A 691-nucleotide genomic window follows, 5' to 3' on the forward strand; every position below is an offset into this window, starting at 1 on the left:
GATCCGAAGAGTACGCTCTTCGGATCTTTTTTTAATACGTCTAATTTTACTTATGAATCCATACAGCACCAGCTGAATTGTCTTTTGCTTCACCAATTACGTCTAATTTTAATCCGTTTTGAGGAAGCAAGCGGCCTGCATCTTTAATTCTTTCATCTAAATACGATTTTTTGTCATTGAAGCTTGTAACTCCATTTGATTCTTTAGATGAAATAGTTCCCCACGTTTTATGAGAATATGACCAAGCAGGTGATTTATCAAATGAGAACGCCGCATCTGCAATTTGATATCGGCTTGAATTTGCTGTCGTGCTAATCCCATTCACATTAAAGTAAAGAACTTTATGAGCATGTGAATCAACCACACCAAGGAATCCTTCACCCGGATGTTGTCCTACCCAGTTATCAAGATAGCTTTCATCTGCGTACCAAAGCAGCATGCCTGTATTATATTTTGCACCGCGCGCGAATTGAAGTGCTTTATCACTGCCTGCATAGTTTCTCCACTCAAGGTAATAATAGTTATCTTTATAGCTGATGCCGTTTGTCTTTTCAAATCCATCTAACGTTACTTTTGGCGCTCCTTCAGCATCGTCCGTAAATACCGTTTTTCCATTTACTACYAAACTTGCATTATCAAGTGCAAATCCTTGAAGAGCAAGTCCTCCGTCCGTTACATATTCAATTTGAAG

At 38.8% G+C, this 691-nt stretch carries 1 pseudogene; it reads right to left on the reverse strand.

The features are described 5' to 3' along the window. Nucleotides 1–46: 46 nt before the first annotated feature. A pseudogene (locus tag AC1DRF_RS31080) lies at nucleotides 47–691 on the reverse strand (peptidase M6); the annotation flags it as partial.

The organism is Priestia sp. P5_B4 (assembly GCF_056400385.1).